Origin of the sequence: Kitasatospora sp. NPDC057542 (assembly GCF_042801945.1) — a bacterium.
GTDB lineage: Bacteria > Actinomycetota > Actinomycetes > Streptomycetales > Streptomycetaceae > Kitasatospora.
The window spans coordinates 1-15,796 of record NZ_JBHVFE010000183.1; the positions used below are offsets into that span (position 1 = coordinate 1).

Annotated in this window: 11 protein-coding genes and 2 pseudogenes; 11 read left to right on the forward strand and 2 right to left on the reverse strand. The window is 68.5% G+C overall.

Annotated elements, in window-relative coordinates:
* Nucleotides 1–876: hypothetical protein (locus ACFU7Y_RS22660; RefSeq protein WP_380769465.1), on the reverse strand; the 876-nt coding region annotated here is incomplete at its 3' end.
* 1,106 nt (nucleotides 877–1,982) lie between these two features.
* Between ACFU7Y_RS22660 and ACFU7Y_RS22665 the strand changes: the two genes are divergently transcribed.
* The 7 genes and pseudogenes from ACFU7Y_RS22665 (at nucleotide 1,983) to ACFU7Y_RS22695 (ending at nucleotide 11,868) form a co-directional block, all read left to right on the forward strand.
* Nucleotides 1,983–2,420 carry a WXG100 family type VII secretion target gene (locus ACFU7Y_RS22665; protein WP_380769466.1) on the forward strand — a complete coding sequence of 146 codons (438 nt, stop codon included), beginning with the start codon at nucleotides 1,983–1,985 and terminating at the stop codon, nucleotides 2,418–2,420.
* Between the two features lie 6 nt (nucleotides 2,421–2,426).
* Nucleotides 2,427–4,739: a hypothetical protein gene (locus tag ACFU7Y_RS22670; protein WP_380769467.1), complete on the forward strand. Its 2,313-nt coding sequence runs from the start codon at nucleotides 2,427–2,429 to the stop codon at nucleotides 4,737–4,739.
* Nucleotides 4,740–4,851: 112 nt separating this feature from the next.
* Nucleotides 4,852–5,472: a hypothetical protein gene (locus ACFU7Y_RS22675; RefSeq protein ID WP_380769468.1), complete on the forward strand. Its 621-nt coding sequence runs from the start codon at nucleotides 4,852–4,854 to the stop codon at nucleotides 5,470–5,472.
* Nucleotides 5,473–5,718: 246 nt separating this feature from the next.
* Nucleotides 5,719–7,794 (forward strand): annotated as a pseudogene (locus tag ACFU7Y_RS22680) (DUF4158 domain-containing protein); the annotation flags it as partial.
* 416 nt (nucleotides 7,795–8,210) lie between these two features.
* Nucleotides 8,211–9,467 (forward strand): tyrosine-type recombinase/integrase, encoded by a 1,257-nt coding sequence (locus ACFU7Y_RS22685; protein WP_380769469.1) that lies wholly within the window; start codon nucleotides 8,211–8,213, stop codon nucleotides 9,465–9,467.
* Nucleotides 9,464–10,627: a hypothetical protein gene (locus ACFU7Y_RS22690; RefSeq protein ID WP_380769470.1), complete on the forward strand. Its 1,164-nt coding sequence runs from the start codon at nucleotides 9,464–9,466 to the stop codon at nucleotides 10,625–10,627. The genes ACFU7Y_RS22685 and ACFU7Y_RS22690 overlap by 4 nt, the downstream gene beginning before the upstream one ends.
* A gap of 8 nt (nucleotides 10,628–10,635) precedes the next feature.
* Nucleotides 10,636–11,868 (forward strand): tyrosine-type recombinase/integrase, encoded by a 1,233-nt coding sequence (locus ACFU7Y_RS22695; RefSeq protein ID WP_380769471.1) that lies wholly within the window; start codon nucleotides 10,636–10,638, stop codon nucleotides 11,866–11,868.
* 120 nt (nucleotides 11,869–11,988) lie between these two features.
* Here the strand turns inward: ACFU7Y_RS22695 and ACFU7Y_RS22700 are convergent, their stop codons facing one another.
* Nucleotides 11,989–12,399, reverse strand: a complete 411-nt coding sequence (locus ACFU7Y_RS22700) for a hypothetical protein (protein WP_380769472.1) — start codon at nucleotides 12,397–12,399, stop codon at nucleotides 11,989–11,991.
* Between the two features lie 149 nt (nucleotides 12,400–12,548).
* Here ACFU7Y_RS22700 and ACFU7Y_RS22705 point away from each other — a divergent pair, with 149 nt between their 5' ends.
* The 4 genes and pseudogenes from ACFU7Y_RS22705 to ACFU7Y_RS22720 all read left to right on the forward strand — a co-directional run bounded on the left by ACFU7Y_RS22705 (nucleotide 12,549) and on the right by ACFU7Y_RS22720 (nucleotide 15,677).
* The gene (locus ACFU7Y_RS22705) at nucleotides 12,549–12,893 is read left to right on the forward strand and encodes a hypothetical protein (RefSeq protein WP_380769473.1); all 345 of its coding nucleotides are present in this window, start codon (nucleotides 12,549–12,551) and stop codon (nucleotides 12,891–12,893) included.
* A 203-nt stretch (nucleotides 12,894–13,096) separates the two neighbouring features.
* On the forward strand, nucleotides 13,097–13,315 hold the full coding sequence (locus tag ACFU7Y_RS22710; RefSeq protein ID WP_380769474.1) for a hypothetical protein: 219 nt from the start codon (nucleotides 13,097–13,099) through the stop codon (nucleotides 13,313–13,315).
* A gap of 736 nt (nucleotides 13,316–14,051) precedes the next feature.
* Nucleotides 14,052–14,291, forward strand: a pseudogene (locus ACFU7Y_RS22715) (Tn3 family transposase); the annotation flags it as partial.
* Between the two features lie 456 nt (nucleotides 14,292–14,747).
* Nucleotides 14,748–15,677 carry a cytochrome P450 gene (locus ACFU7Y_RS22720; protein WP_380769475.1) on the forward strand — a complete coding sequence of 310 codons (930 nt, stop codon included), beginning with the start codon at nucleotides 14,748–14,750 and terminating at the stop codon, nucleotides 15,675–15,677.
* Nucleotides 15,678–15,796 lie beyond the last annotated feature (119 nt).

The window sequence follows — 15,796 nt, forward strand, 5'->3', positions numbered from 1 at the left end:
GGGTCGGCCGTGGCCTGTACACGGCCACGGAGCACTGAGTCTGACGCAGGAGCTTCCGTCTGCGCGGGGCGGTACACGACCGTGGCCTCCGAGGAGAGCGACGAGGCCGGGGGCAGGGCGAGCAGCAGCCGGCGGCGGTGGAGTTGCTGATCGACTGTGTGTGGCGTCGGGGATCCGGATGGCACTGCTGACGAGCAGGTTTCCCATTTCCGTGCAGGTGCGTCCGTTGCGCCGCTGCAGGCAGCGGCTGGTGTTGCTCCGGCGTGGGGGGATCAGCTCGGCGGTGTGGGGGTACTGGCGCCACCAGAAGTTCGCGCGGACCATCAGCGCGCTGCGCAGCGGCGCGCACGGGGCCTCCGCCCAGTGGTGGGCAGCGGCTTCTTCGGCCGGAGTGATGCCCGCCTTCTGCCAGAAGGCAAGGCTGCCCGCTTCTTCGTCGACGTCGGTCTCCCACCGCAGGCGGGAGCGCATCGAGCGGGATGTGCCCGGTGAGGTGTCGCGGATCTCCAGGCGGCCCCTGGTCGGCAGGTGCAGCAGGTGCAGGGAACGGCCGGTGACCTGTTCGATCCGCAGGCCGGGGATGCCGAAGTGCACGCCGTCGGGGAAGGTCTGGGTGCGAGGCAGCAAATAGTTCGCGACCCGGGGCGCCACGCTCACGAGCATCCCCAGCCCGCGCGGCTGGGCGGCGACCCAGGAGATGTACAGCGCGAGGTCCGGGAAGGACCGGTCGCCCCGGTGATTCCAAGGGTGGTCGCGGCCTCGACTGAAGAGCAGGTCCCACAGCAGCGCCTGGAACGTCGCCTGGCCCGGGTCCGCGGTGTCGAGCTCGACCCTGCCGTGCGTTGTGACCGCCCGAAGGACGTCGAGGGGGGACACACAGCAGGTCGTGGCACTGCTTCAGGCGTGCACGGTCGTTGACGGGTGGCCGAGCATGCCGCCGCAGGTCCACGCGGAACGCGGGACGCTTGGTCTCCAGGAGTTGAACGCCAAACCGAGCGGGCATCGGCCGGGAGAGCGGCTCTGACCGGTGGCGTGCGGTCCGGGGGTTCGACGACGTTGCCGCGGGCGGCGGCGGTGATGCCCTTGACGTCGAGCGCGTTGCCGGGGATGTCACCCCACGGGGTCCAGCTGCCGTCGGGCTTGTTGTCACGGGTGTAGACGCGGTCGTCCTCGTTGATGACGAAGACGTGGACGACGCAGTCGGCGGTGGTGGCGCTGGTGACGGCCTTCAGGTTGTTGGTGCCGACCTGCTCCCAGGAGCCGACCCACCGGCCGGCGGCGTAGTCGGCCTGGGTGCTGTAGGGGGAGCCGTCGGAGCCGATGATCTGCAGGCTGACGACGTTGCCGCGGGCGGACGCGGTGACGTCCTTGACCCCGCCGGCGCCGCCGGGGACCTCACCCCACGGGGTCCAGCTGCCACCGGCCTTGCTGTCACGCGTGTACACGTGGCCGTCGGAGCCGACGACGAAGACGTGCACGGTGTCACCGATGGCCACGGATTGCCCGAACTACGCCCGGGTCCGGGAGGCTAGGGGCCGGGGCCGTTGCCGGCGTTGCAGGCCCGCCGCAAGAGTCGCTCCGCCAGGTCCGGGAGGCGACGGGGACGACGGCGATCTCGACGGTCGGGAACTCGGTTTGCTTGGCGACGTGCGCCGCCGGGTCCACGCTTCAGGTGCTCACCCGACGCCCGCGCGCGCCGCGAGGCCGCAACAGGAAGGAGTGATCACGTACGTACTCCCCGGAGGCTCGGGCACTTCGCACTACCGGTGGCACCTCGTCCCGTAGCCGGACAGGTGAGCCAGCCGCTTGACGGGTCTGGACCTGTGGCGATGTCGATGCGCCCTTGGCTGTCGGCGGCGTATGTGAAGGGCCCTTGAGCCTTCGTCGAATCGCCCCCGTGCTTATGGGCCTGACGAGTACGATCGATCGGTTACCTGTCAGGGGAGGCTGGGTTCAACCAGCTGCAGGGGGGAGATCGGACCATGTCCGATCGCGCGACCGAGTTCGACCGCATGATGAATCCATGGGCCTACGACGCGGATGGCAATCTGACCGCCGCCGCCAAGCGTCAGGAGGCTGCCCGGACGCAGATCAACTCGACGGGTGCTGGTGCCGGGGGCGGTGGCTTCTCGGTCGACCTGGCCGCTCTTGATAGCGCTGCCGCGACTGCCGACCAGATCAACGGCCGTCTTGGCGGCGAGTGCCAGAGCGCCGACGACGAGATGGCCGCGGTCGCAGGTGGCCTTGCCGGTTTCGGGGTCGGCACGGCGTGCAAGGACGCTTCAGCGACTTGGGACAAACAGATCCAGGCACTTTCGAAGGTCATCGGCGGGCTCGCGCAGAATGTGCGGTCGACGGCCAAGAACTACCGCGATGCCAACGCCGCGGTCGCGGGTACCTTCAAGGCCGACGGGAGCTGATGCGTCATGGTCGGTTTTCATGATCTGACGAACGCGAAAGTCGATTGCCTGGGGACGGCCGCGGGTGCCTGGGACGAGGTCGCCGCGAAGCTCAAGGCGCTGGACGGCGAGTGGAACAGCGGCGTGGTCGTCAAAGTGAACGGTTCCGGATGGAGCGGTACCAGCGCCGAGTCCGCCAAGCCGGCACTTCAGCGCGGTAACGATCAGCTGAACGCGGCTGCCGTCGAAGCCGGTGCGCTCGCGTCCGTGCTACGGGAGGCGGCAACCGAGATCCAGGCAGCCAAGGACAAGGCGAAAGCACTGGTCGCCGAGGCCGTCGCCGAGGGACTCACCGTCAGTGCCGACGGAACGGTCAGCTGGCCCGATCCCGACAAGGCCATCCAGCACGACCCACAGGCCGCAGCCGCCTACCACGACAAGTACCGGTCCAAGGCCGGTGACATACGGGCCCGGATGGACAGCGTCCTTCGCGATGCCACCGAGGCAGACGAGCGCGCCTGTTTCGCGCTGCGCGCCGATGCTTCCACCGACAAGGACGGTTCCTTCAACGGACAGGCCATCGGCGGTGGACCGGAGGCGGACGCCAAGCGGGCGGTCCAGCTGGCGGCCAAGGGGAACAAGCTCTCGGACGCGGAACTCGTCGAGCTCAACAGCCTCTTGCACGTGCACGCGACAGACCCGCAGTTCACGACCAGGTTCTACCAGGACATCGGCCCCAAGGGCCTCCTGACGTTCTGGAACAGCATGGTCGGCGACGACAACAGCGTCGCGGGAGCAAGCACAGCCCGCTGGAAGCAGTATCAGGAACTGCAGAAGAACCTCGGAACCACACTGGCCACCGCCACGCGCAGCTCCAACCAGCCGCACCTGTCGGACCAGTGGGCGGCCGACCTGCGCAAGGCCGGCGCGGAGCCGCTGTGGGAGACACCTGAGACAACGGCCGGCAAACCGTGGGTCCCACGGGGCTACCAGGTGCTGGCCGGGATCCTGCGCACCGGGAACTACGACCCGCACTTCCTGAACCCGATCGCCGAGCACGTCCTCCAGCTCGACGCCAAGGACACGCACCCGACGATGCGGTTCTGGACCCCAGCACTCCTGAGCAAGAGCCCCGAACGGCTGGGCTTCAACATCCTCGGACAGGACGGCGGAGCAGGATTCGAGCCGGTGACGGGAATCATGGAAGCGCTGGCCCACAGCCCAGAGGCCGCCACCAAGTTCTTCCACGACAAGCCCACCGCCTACAACGCCGACGGCACGGTCAACCCCAACGGCAGCCCAAAGCCCGCCGACTACCTCCACTACCTGGCCCACGACAAGGAATACAGGGGAGACACCGTCTCCCAGAACAAGGACATCGTGGCCAGTGCCCTGGCCAGCGGGCCCACCGCATTCGGGCACGCTCTAGAGGCCGCGACAAGTGGGCACCCGTACGACGACATGCCCTCCACGCCAACGAAGCACACCGCCGAGCAGGCGGACGTCATGAACAAGGTCATGAAGGAGTTCGGACAGGACCAGGGGGGCAGCCTCGCCCGCATCACCGACAAGTCCGGCGCCGACGCACCCTTGGCGGCCCTGCGGCCGAGCCTCGGGAACATGACCGCCGACTACATGGGCGACATCCAACGCGCGATGTCACCGTGGGACCACACACTGCCGGTGAACGGCGAACCGGCCAGGCTCAACACATCCGACGTCCGCTCCGTACTGAACGTCATCGGCCGCGACCCGGGCGCCTACGGCAGTGTCATCAACGCTCAGCAAGCGTACACAACGGCCCTGATCCACGGCGCCTTCGCCGGTGGTGAGACCGACACAGCGAAACTCGTCATCCCGGTGGAGAACGCAGCCAATGCAGGCGGATCGGTAGCCGGCGTCCTCAACGAGGCCCGGGCCGACGCGGTGTTCAAGCAGCACGCCGCCTCGGACAAGGAGTTCAACGACGCGGTCCAGAACGGATCATTCTGGGCCAAGACAGCTTTCAGCACCACCTTGGGCGGGATCACCGGCGGCGTCGCCAGCGCGGCCGGTGCATCCGAAGCGTCGGACTTCATCGTCGACCAGATCCTGCAAGGAGTCACGGCGAGCGTCCAGCAGGACACCACGGCCGCCGCCCAGGCGGAAGCCGGCCACCAGTCCGATGGCGGCCGAAACTCCAATGCGATCAGCGCTGCCCAGGCTGTCCGGGACGCGGCGAAGGGCTCGTCCCTGACGCAGGCACAGATCGAGGACCTGGCCGCACGGGTCGGCGGGCAGGCCGCGCAGGGCGGTGCGGTGGGCGCCGGAGCGAACAGCACCGCCAACGGAAAGAAATGACGGTCACACGTCGCGGTGTCGTGGCTTGCAGGCTCAGTGCGCCTGCGGCCACGGCATCGGAAGCCGCAGGCGCCGAGAATCCCGGCTGCTGTGAAGAATGGGACACGTACAGGTGAAGGTGTATCGATCGTGGCCGGCTGCGGTCGCGCTGTTCGTCCTGGTTGCCGGTGGAACTTTGTTGTTCTGGCAGTGGTCGGAGGATCCGGGTGCCAATGGGCAACAGGTGGCTCACATCCCGCTTGGCGAGTGCCGGGGCGCCCTCGACGACGACGGCTTCAGTGAGGCCCTGCGCTCGACTTCGCCGACCACCGTGCGCACGAAGTTCACCCCATTCACTGAGTCCACACCGGCCTACCTGTCGTGCGTGGTGAGCGGGTCCGACCAACGGCTGATCGCGACCGCGATCGGCGCCTCCACCGAAGCGGAACGCATCCACAACGAAGGGCAACAGGCGGCGAAGGACTTTCTGCCGTTCTCCGACGGAGAGGCCGGAGAGCGCTCCTCCGTGGTCCGCTTCACCTGCGTGACCAGTTCGACACCAGGTGAAGCGGATCGGACCTGGTACTACACGGCGGCCCTCGAACTTCAGGCCCCCGAAGGTTCGTCCTCCGCCGCACCGGGCCGACAGAAGGCCGCCGAGCTGTCGGTGGCATTCGCCCGCCAGGCAATCGACAAGGTACTCGGGTGTACCAACACCATCAGGTTTCCGAGCGGACCATTCGTCTTTACGTAACATGGTTGGGACGCGATGTTCTGCAGAGGCTGCAACAGCTGAAGGGCAGCGTGGCCCTGAGCCCGCCCGGCGGCCTGTGTTGCATCGGCGTCCATTGCCAGCGGGTCCCGGGGGTGAGTAGTAGAGGGGCAGCGGTTAACGCTGAGATTGATCATGGCGTGAGGCCGTAGCACAGCAGGGACCTTCCGTGCAGGCGTTCGGTCGATCACTCGCCGGTCCGGAGTCGTCCCGGCTACCGTCCGCCCCGTGCCGGTTGAGTTCTTGAGTGATGATCAGGCTGCGTCGTACGGGACCTTCAGGGAGGTCCCGACCCGGCCCGAGTTGGAGCGGTTCTTCTTCCTGGACGAAGCCGACCGGGACCTGATCTCGCTGAGACGTACCGACAGCCACCGGCTGGGCATCGCTCTGCAGATCTGCACGGTGCGGTACATCGGCCGGTTCCTGGCGGACGATCCGTTGGACGTGCCGTGGCCGGTGGTGGACTACCTGGCCGAGCAGCTGGGCATCGAGGACGCCTCGTGCGTGAAGCGGTACACCGAGCGCAAGCCGACGGCGTACGAGCACTCCTGGGAGATCCGCCGGCGGTACGAGTACCGCGAGTACGACGACCCGCAGGCCAGCCGCCAGCTGCGGACGTTCCTGCACGGGCGGGCGTGGACGCACGCCGAGGGGCCGGTGGCGCTGTTCGACCACGCGGTGGCGTGGCTGCGTCGGCACCGGGTGCTGCTGCCGGGGGTGAGCGTGCTGGCCCGGCAGGTGGCGGAGGTGCGGACGGTCGCGGAGAAACGGCTGCACGCCACGGTCGCCCGGGCGACCGTCCGGGCCGATGCGGCGCTACCGGGCGAGCTGGTGCGGCTGCTGGAGGTGCCCGACGGCGCCCGGGTCTCGGAGCTGGAGCGGCTGCGCCGGCCGCCGACGCGTACGACGGGCACCGCGATGGCGCGGGCGCTGGACCGGGTGAACGAGATCTCCGCGTTCCAGCTGGGCCGGGTGAACCTGACCCGGGTGCCGGTGAACCGGCTGACGACGCTGGCCCGCTATGGGCTCGCCTCGAAGGCCCAGACGCTGGAGCGGTCGGTGGAGCCCCGGCGTACCGCGCTGCTGACCGCAGTGGTCCGCAGCCTGGAGGCGGCGGCGATCGACGACGCGCTGGACCTGTTCGCGCTGCTGATGGCCACGAGACTGATCAGCCCGGCCCGGCGGGCCTCGGACCGGGAGCGGCTGGTGATGCTGCCGCACCTGGAGAAGGCGTCGCGCACCGTGGCGAAGGCGGCCCGGGTGCTGATCGGGCAGCTGGAGCTGACCGAGGAGACGGGCTGCGACCTGGACACGGCCGCGCTGTGGCGGGCGCTGGAGGAGGTTGCCTCGCGGGCCGCGGTGAACAACGCGGTGCGAGTGGTCGAGCAGCTGGTGCCCGAGGACGACGGCTCGGCGGAGATCGCCCTGCGCCAGCAGCTGACCGGCCGCTACAACACGGTGCGCCCGTTCCTGGCGCTGCTGGGCGAGAGCGACGCGCTGGGCGCCGCGCAGGGCGGGCGGCGGGTGCTCAAGGCGGTGCGCCGGCTGCCGGTGCTGGCCCGGCGCAAGGTGGCCCAGCGCCCGCTGCTGCCCAAGGAGATCGACGCCGAGCTGGTGCCGCCAGCGTGGAGGAAGGCGGTGTACTCCAACACCGCGCTGCCCGACGGTGCGGTGGACCGCGACGCCTACGTGGTGTGCGTGCTGGAGCAGCTGCACCGCGCGCTGACCCGGCGCGACGTCTTCGCCTCGCCGTCGAACCGCTGGTCGGACCCGCGGGCCCGGCTGCTGGACGGCGCCCGGTGGGAGGCGGTGCGCGAGGACGTGCTGGCCGGCCTGAGCCTGACCGAGCCCGTCGAGCAGCACCTGGACGGGCTGACCCGCGGCCTGGACGCGGCCTGGCGGCAGATGGCCGCGCGGCTGGAGGAGGCGGGGCCGGCGGCGAAGGTGGAGATCGTGGTGCCGCCGGACGGCGGCCGGGCCCGGTTGAGCGTGGACAAGCTCGGCACGCTCGGCGAGAGCCGGTCGCTGGAGTGGCTGCGCAGGACCACTCTGGCGATGCTGCCGCGCATTGACCTGCCGGATCTGCTGTTCGAGGTGCACTCCTGGACCGGGTTCCTGGACGCCTTCACCCACGTGTCGACCAGTGCGACCCGCATGGAGGGCCTGACGGTCAGCCTGGTGGCACTGCTGGTGAGCGAGAGCTGCAACATCGGGCTGACGCCGGTGACCAACCCGGCCTACCCGGCGCTGACCCGCAGCCGGCTCTCCCACGTCGACCAGAACTACCTGCGGGGCGACACGATCTTCTCTGAACTACGAAGTTCTGGTGGCGATCTGGGCGAAGGTGGGCAGGCCGAGGTGGACGACGGTGGATCGGCGGGCGAGTTCGGCGTCGAGCTGGGCGAGCTTCTCCTCGGCCGCAGCGAGGCTGACGCTGAGGCCGTCGACCTCGCCGAGCCAGCCCTCGCGGTGCGCTTCGGCGATCCGGGCGACGAGGTTGACCTGGATCTCTTCGAGACGGGGCCGCTCGTGCGGGTCGACGCGGAGCATCGCGCATCGGACGTCCCGTTGACCGAACTAGTTTGGGCTCCCTTCGAGGTCAACTCACAGTGACGACAAGGGTGTTGTGGCACTTGCTGGCGGACCGTGGTGACTGCGCGTGTGGTGGTGGATCTGGTTTCATCGCGTGTCGTCGAGTAGGTCGGCCCGTGGAGGTATGGATGCCAGAGCACAGTACGACGGTCCGGGACGTGGCGGCGCTGAAGGTGGCGAGGGTCGGCCGCGTCGAGAAGAGCGATGACCCGCTGCGGCCGTTCCGGCTCGTAGATGCCGATGGCACCGAGGTGGCGGCGGTCAGCGAGTTCCTGCACCACATGCTCGCCGACGACGCGAGTCCGACGTCGCTGCGGTCCTACGCCTATGAGCTGTTGGCGTGGGTCCGGTTCTTACGCGCTGTGGACGTTCCCTGGTACCTGGCGAGGCGGGTCGAGGCCCGTGACTTCGCCCTGTGGCTGAAGACCACGAAGAAGCCGCCCCGGCGGCGCCGTCCCGGTGCGCCCGCCCCGGGTTCGGTGAACCCGGTCACGGGGAAGGCCGTGCCCGGCGAGAACTATGCCGCTCGAACCAGGCGGCACGCTCGCGCAGTGATCCGCTCGTTCTACGAGTACCACCGAGAGACCCACGGCCGACCGCTGATCAACCCGTTCCCGCAGGGAGGGGCTGCCGAGGAGGGGAGTCCGAATGCGCATCACAACCCGATGCAGCCGTTCCGGCAGCCCTCGCGCCGGGGCACCTATCAGCCCAAGGAGCCCAAGCCGACCCCGAGGATCATTCCTGACCAGGCGTTCAACGACCTGTTCGCCGGGTTGAAGTACAACCGGGACAGGGCTCTGATCGCGTTCTACATCTCCACCGGCGCCCGCGCCTCCGAGCTGCTGGGTGTCCCGCAGGGCCTGGTCTCGCCCGGGGATCAGACGATCGGCGTGGTCCGCAAGGGCAGCCAGGTCCTGCAGCACCTTCCCGCCTCCGCCGACGCGTTCGTGTGGCTGCGGCTCTACCAGCAAGAACTGCGCGGCATGGTCCCCAAGCACCCGTCGGAGCCGCTGTGGTGGACGCTGCGACGGCCCTTCCGCCCGCTGGAGTACGACGCGGCCCGGATGGTCTTCACCCGTGCCAACCAGTTGCTCGGCGCGAACTGGACCCTGCACGACCTGAGGCACAGCGCGGCCAAGAGGATGGTCCGCGATCCGAACCTGACCCTCGCCGACGTGCAGTGGGTCATGGGGCATGCCCATATCACCACCACGGAAATTTATATCGCTCCCACACCCGACGAGGTCGTCGCCCACGTCCTGGCCCACCATGAACGACAGCGCGCCGAGCAGGCCAAGCCGCCGGCCCCGCCGGCGCCGGGTTACCGCCCCGAGGTCCTGGCAGCGCTGTTCGGCACCTCGGCTGCGGGCGGCGAAAGCCGGTGAACCCGACCGCGAACGTCGACGTTGCCAGGGCCGTCGAGTCACCTGAGGTAGACAAAGCGCTGGAGTGGGAACCGCGAGTCGGCGAAGCGAGCTGGTGGCAGACCTGCCAGAGCCGGGAGAGCCTGGTCGAGCGGCTGCTCGGACTGTTCACCGCCCCCGGCGCGGGCCTGACCCGCGACAAGACCAGGCGGCGGGGCCTGGGCAAGCTGCTGGACTGGCTCGAAGGCCAGCCCGGAGAGACCTGGCAGGATCGCTGGTTGGCCAGCGGGGCGGACGACGCCGGCTTCGAGTGGACCGATCTGCCCCTGCAGGGACGCGGCACACCCAAGAGCCACTGGCGCGATGAGCTGGCCACGGGACTGGTGCTCCTGGTCGCTGGGCAGGCGATCCGTCCCAGCTATCCGTGGCTGCTGCGGCAGCGCGTGACGGTGATGCTCACCGAGGCCCGGGCCGCCAGCGATCCTGATGCCTTCCAGCGGCTCGAACAACTGGCTCAGCATGCGACACCCACAGCGAGGTCCGATGCATTGAACAAGCTCACCTGGATGGTGATCCGCAAGGGCGGCCTGGTCAGCGACATCACCGTCGGCGACTGCATCGAGCTGACCGCCGCACTGGAGGAACACCACTTCCGCGGCAGCGCGGGCCGGCCACTGTTCTATGCCCTGCTCAAGGAGACCGGCGTGCTCCCGGCCAGCGCACCGCTGCGGCTGCGGGCGCTTCGCATCGAGGGCCGCCGCAGCGTCGAGCAGATCGTCGACGCGTACGGCATCGAGTGCCGGGCCGTCCGTGACCTGCTGGTCGAATACTTCACCGAGCGGGCTCCCGAGCTCGACCACGTCTCGCTGCGTTCCATCGCCCGCAACCTGTGCCGGTTGTTCTGGCGCGACCTGGAGATCCACCATCCGGGCATCGACTCGCTACGACTGACGCCCGAGGTCGCGCAGGCGTGGAAGGAACGCCTGGCCTTCATCCGTGACGCTCAGGGCCGCCCGGTGCGGGAACGGGTGAACTTCCGCAGCGAGCTGGTGTTCGTCCGGGCGTTCTACCAGGACATCGCCCGCTGGGCCCCGACGATCCGGCGCGGTGGGCGCCCTGGGTGGCACCGTGTCCGATCAAGGCAAACGAGTGCGCGACGAAGAAGTCCAGGTCCGGGGTGAAGTCCCGGATGGACCAGCGGACCCGGACCCAGCTACCGCTGCTGCCCGCCCTGCTTCGCGCCGTCGACCGGCAGCGCAAGGACGCCGAGGCCCGCATCACCGCGGCCCGCGCGACGCCGGCCGGTGGACGGTTCCTCGTTGCCGGGGAGGAGTTCGAGCGCTGCAGGTCCGGGCAGGCCCGCCGCGTCTACGTCACCGAGGTGGCCGCTGGCAGGCGGCGGAACCTGACCCACGAGGAGGAGGCGGCGTTCTGGTCCTGGGCGACGGTGGAGGTGCTGCGGCACACCGGCATGCGCATCGAGGAGGCCCTGGAGCTGACCCACCACAGCTTCGTCGCCTACCGGCTGCCGACCACCGGCGAGATCGTGCCCATGCTCCAGGTCGCCCCTTCCAAGCTTGACCAGGAGCGGCTGCTGCTGGTCTCCCCGGAGCTGGCGGAGGTGTTGACCGCGGTCATCTTCCGGGTCCGGGCCGGGAACGCCGCTCTGCCGCTGGTGTCGGCCTACGACGTGTTCGAGCAGACCTGGAGCCCGCCCATGCCGTTCCTGTTCCAACGCCGGTACGGCACCGAGGACCGGCCGCTGACCCGCAGCTACATCCGCGAGTGCCTGGTCACGACCTCACAGTCCGCCCAGATCACCGCGGCCGGCGACCCGCTCGAATGGCGCCCCCACGACTTCAGAAGGATCTTCGTGACCGACGCCATCCGCTCCGGACTACCCCCACACATCGCCGCGAAGATCTGCGGCCACGCCGCTTTGGACACGACCATGGGCTATGCCGCGGTCTACCCGGAGGACGTGATCTCCCATCACCGGGCCTTCATCGCCCGTCGCAGAACCGAGCGGCCCAGCGAGGAGTACCGCGAGCTCACCGCCACCGAGTGGGACGAATTCCTGGCCCACTTCGAGCTTCGCAAGGTTGCCCTGGGGACCTGCGGCCGCGACTACGCGACTCCGTGTCAGCATGAAAACGCCTGTGTCAGATGTCCCCTACTGCTCGTGGACCCAGCCCAGATGCCACGCCTCCAAGAGATCCACACCAACCTCATCGACCGCCTCCAGGAGGCCAAGGTCCAGGGCTGGCTCGGCGAGGTCGCCGCCATCGAGACCACCCTGGCCGCCGCCGCCCAGAAACTTCAGGCCATGCGCGAGCGTGCAACTCAGCCGTCCACTGTCCACCTCGGCATGCCCGACTTCCGCCGTGACACCGGACGAAGCAGCGCCAAGCCTGAGGAGTGAGCGCTGGCGTGTTCCGAATCATCGGCCGGCGAAATGCCGGGCCGCTCATGGAGCCGACCCGGCAGGATGCCCGGATGGAGATCCGAACACCCGTGCTCTCACGGCAGCGTCCACCCCGTGCTACACGGGGCGAAGAACAGGGTCGATCTCGGCCAGGATTTCGTGCAGCTGACGAGCCCCCAGGGAAACGCGGTCGCCAGTGTCCCGCAACATCTCCTCGCACAGCTGCAGCGCGTTGTCCCGGTCCTCGGAGGAGATGCCGAACACATCGAGGATTGCGGTGTGGATCCAATCGCTGTGATTGGAGTCGGCGACTGCCAGTGCGGAGGCGACTACCGCCAACCCGATCCTGTCCTTTCGCCGAAGCACGGCTTCCGCGGTCACCCGGGTGACGAAGGTGTCAGCCGGGTCGAGCACGAGTTCCAGCAATGGCCCGAGGGCCTCCTGCATCTCGGCGAAGCCTGCCAGGCCGTGACCGGCATCCGCCCGGTCACGGTAGTCGTGGCTTTGCCCGAGCTCACCGAGTGCCATGACAGCTGCATGCCGCCGATCACTGTCCACCTGGCTGCCCACCCCTCCCGCGATTTCCGGTCAAAGTACCACCGGGACACCGTCCAGATGATCGCCGGGACAGGCCCAAGGTTCGTTCCGGCGGGTCAAGGCGTCATAAGCTCCAGGACATGCACAGCACCTTGACGGAGCACGCCCGGTGTCTCTACGGAGACGAGTTCGGACCGACGCCTGAGTGCGACCTCGACCACCGGGAGCACTACTTCGTCGAGGAACTGACGTTCGCTGACGCGGATTCGATCCTCGCCATGCTCCGTGAGCTCTGCCCGCACGTGGTCGATGGTCGTTTGCTGGTCTGGGTTCGCAACCTGTCCTACCGGTTGGCGCTCCTGCAGCGACCTGATGAGCCGGCGCTGATGCGCGAGGCTGCCGAGAACTTGTGGCTGCACGGACCGGACTGGGATGGCGTCGCGGCGGACCTGACGAGGCGGGCGGATGCCCTTGAGGCCAGCTGAGTTGGGCCGCGTTGTTCATGGTGCGAGCCGGCGGCTGATCGACACCACGGTGACGATGCGACACACCCGGATACGCCCGGACGCCGAGACTGTTGCCCACTACTTTTAGTAACTCGCTCGCAGTTGGCCCCGTCGGTCCGTGAGCTGGGTAGTTCGGATAAGCCTGCATCCGCTGCCCCGTCCTGCGGCCCGACCCCGCGCAGATGCCCCGGCTGCAGGAGATCCGCGCCAACCTGGGCGACCGGCTCCGCGAGGCCAAGGAACAGGGCTGGCTCGGCGAAGTCGCCGCGATCGAGGCCAGCCTCGCTGCCGCCGAGCACAAGCTCGCCGCCATGCGCGACCTCGCTACCCGGCACACCACCGTCCACCTCGGCATGCCCGACTTCCGAGCCAGCGCTGGTCGCAGTACCCCGGAGCCGTAAAGACTCAGAGCCACCTGGATGCCATCAGCTCGTGCCGCGGCTCTCCTCGCCCTCATCCGCCCACGTACAGCCGTCGGTGCCACCACGGGTAGGGCCTTCCGCTCCAGTCCAGCCAGTGGCTTGGATCAGGATCATGAAGGGTCCTGCGGCGGAACTCCGCATCGAGGCTGGCAAGTAGCCGTCGAAGTTCGGTGCGTGCTGGAAGCGGGAGTCTGCCCGCTATGTGCTCCAGCGCGTCTCTGACCACCGCGACATCGTCGTACTGGCACCCCGGACACGACTGGCACTCCGATGCAGTCAACCTCAGCTTCCGACCGGGTTGCCGCAAGAATTTCCGGTAGCTGTAGAGGAACTGAGTGGTCCGCCCGGGTTGGACCTCGTGGCTGTCATAGCCGTGCTCCACCCAGTGGATTGCAGCGCTTGCATCGCGCGACAGACGGTCGATGGGAGGCAGCTCACGAGCCCACTCGGGCGGTTGGCGCTGGTGCGCGGCGCGGATCGCGCCCGGACGCTTACGCGGCATGAGCCTTTCTGGTGATCATCACGGGGTTCATCCTGCCATCCGCAAGACGCAGTGCGCCAGAACGTCTTCCTGCCAACCACAGGGCGAGAGCAGGACAATGAAACGGCGCGCGTTGCGCACGTCACGCCTGACTCTGCCGCCTTCGCAACCACTACTCGCAGTTGTGACGCCGCTCCGAGCGACGACCTCACTGCCCCGGACAAGTTCGGATAAGACCAGCTGGCCGCCCTGGGCCTGGTCCTCAACGCCCTGGTGCTCTTCAACACCCGCTACATGGACGCCGCCCTCACCCAACTCCGCACCGAGGGCTTCGACGTCCGCGACGGGGACGTCGCCCGGCTCTCGCCCTTCGTGCGTCACCACGTCAACGTGCTGGGCCGGTACTCCTTCCAGCTCACCGAGCTGCCCGGCGGGTTGCGGCCCCTGCGCGACAAGGACGCCGCCGACGAATGACCTGGCGGACGTGCTGCGGTTGGGCGTCGACCACTGCCAGAGCGGTCAGGGCGCTCAGCGTCACCGCGGACAGCATGGCGCCAGCAGCCGCGGCCGAACTGAACGTCTTCATGCCCTAAAAGGGTGGTTTGATGCATCAATGTAGATGCCAGCGTGAACAGGTTGCTTGAATACACCCATGCCACTACGGCACGGGATGCCGGGATGCAACCGAGGGGGCCGTTCATGCGCTTGAGGGCAATGCGCCGATTTCGGCAGGATCCATTGGGGTTTCTCGTGGACCAGTCCCAGCGCAGCTCTCACAGGGTTTTCCCGCTTCCTTGGGGCGGGTGGTGTGTTGGTGATACCGGTCTCGCGCTCAGAGTGCTGCGTGATCCGGACTTCAACGGCGGGGGGTCCACCTTCTTCGGGGGCGTGCTTCCTTCGCGTGGGGCCGAGACCGCTCTGGGGCGCGCGGTGCGCGAGATCATGCGGGCCGGGCTTGGCCGCTACCGCGACAAGCTCGGCGAGGCCGTGGGCCAGCTTGCTCCGGCCAGCACATGGCCCGCCACCGGGCCCAGGCTGGTATATCGAGGTGCGCGAGAAACTCTGCTGCACCCCAGCGCGCCACCACAGCTGCAGGCGTGCCTGGAGGCGGCAGTGGAGCGTGGCATGCTCGTCCGCTCACCGAGCGTGCGGGGCCGCCTGGCGGTGGAACTGGCGAGCGCAGCGGTCAGCAGGCAGATCGCCGCATATGTTCGGCAGCGGCGCAAGGCCGACGATGTCCATGCTGAGCCCCGGGATCTGCTGGACGCGGTCGTCAGGGCCTGCCCCGCGCAGGTCTCCGACGACACCGTGGCCCAGTTGTATCGGCTGATGTTCGGCTCGGTCGTGGCCAACGTCGGCTACACGGTCGCCTGGGCGCTGTTGCTAGCGTGCACGTACAGCCAGGGCTCCCCGTGGCCGTGGACGACGGACAGCCTCGCCCGCGAGGCTGCACGCCACCGTCCGCTGGTCTGGATGGTCGGCCGCCCCGTCCCGCATGCCGGTACTTTCGGCGGGGTCGCCCTCAGCGCTGGCACGGTTCTGTCGGTCAGCCCCTATCTCCTTCACCACGACCCCGCCTGCTGGTCCCAGCCCGATGTCTTCCGCCCTGAGCGCTGGGCGGAGCCGGAGGCATGCGGCCCTTACCTGCCCTTCAGCGCCGGCCCGTTCACCTGCGCGGGGGCCGCCGTCGCCCACACCATGGTCACCGACACCGTCGGCGCTCTCACCGCCGGTACGCGCCTGCAAGCCAGCCACGGCGACACACGTCCTCTCGTCACCAACGCCTCCATCCCTCGGGGCTTCACCCTGCATCACGTCCGAAGCCCCCACCACAAGACTCGTCAAGCGGAAAGGAGGTGAACTCATGATCGCTGCACTCCGGCGCGTCCTGTTCAACAGGCCCGCCAACGGGTGGGCCGTCATTACCAACTGGCTCTAGTCCGGTGACGTAACCAGGTGGGAGGCCCTCAGGCGAGGGC

Coding starts and splice junctions, on each gene's coding strand:
- ACFU7Y_RS22665 (WP_380769466.1), top strand. CDS start 1,983: ATGTCCGATCGCGCGACCGAGTTCGACCGCATGATGAATCCATGGGCC.
- ACFU7Y_RS22670 (WP_380769467.1), top strand. CDS start 2,427: ATGGTCGGTTTTCATGATCTGACGAACGCGAAAGTCGATTGCCTGGGG.
- ACFU7Y_RS22685 (WP_380769469.1), top strand. CDS start 8,211: ATGCCAGAGCACAGTACGACGGTCCGGGACGTGGCGGCGCTGAAGGTG.
- ACFU7Y_RS22695 (WP_380769471.1), top strand. CDS start 10,636: ATGGACCAGCGGACCCGGACCCAGCTACCGCTGCTGCCCGCCCTGCTT.
- ACFU7Y_RS22700 (WP_380769472.1), bottom strand. CDS start 12,399: ATGGCACTCGGTGAGCTCGGGCAAAGCCACGACTACCGTGACCGGGCG.
- ACFU7Y_RS22705 (WP_380769473.1), top strand. CDS start 12,549: ATGCACAGCACCTTGACGGAGCACGCCCGGTGTCTCTACGGAGACGAG.
- ACFU7Y_RS22710 (WP_380769474.1), top strand. CDS start 13,097: ATGCCCCGGCTGCAGGAGATCCGCGCCAACCTGGGCGACCGGCTCCGC.